Raw genomic sequence first — 424 nt, forward strand, 5'->3', positions numbered from 1 at the left:
GCTCTTCCGATCTGGTTAAGGAAAACGTCCTTTGTGACACTATACGCAGTATCTCCTGTAACTTGTAAATCTGGTGTTTCAGGATCAGTTGGAGGTTCCTCTGTTAGTCCATATAAAAAGGAGTCAACCGCTTTGTTCACATCGACTTTTCCGTTGATTCCTTTTACACTACCGCTATCTGTATATTGCCATATGGTCCAATCATTAATACCTGGAGAATTCACTCCATATCTGGCTATCCATAAAGGATATCCGGTTACATTGATATCGTTCGTATAAAAGGAATAATAGGTGTATATCATTACTTTCCTATCTTGAGATTTAAGATAGTCCAAGAATGTTCTAACCGCAGCTGTTAATGCAGATTTCCCAATGTCACCTTGATCAACTTCGATATCGAGAACTAGTGGTAAATCCAGTTCTA

Annotated in this window: 1 protein-coding gene; it reads right to left on the reverse strand. The window is 38.7% G+C overall.

The annotated features are described in order from the left end of the window. Positions 1–424 (reverse strand): glycoside hydrolase family 25 protein (locus CVN76_RS02030; RefSeq protein ID WP_198512433.1); only part of this gene is annotated, 424 nt, incomplete at both ends.

The sequence above is a fragment of the Bacillus sp. mrc49 genome, from assembly GCF_002803435.1.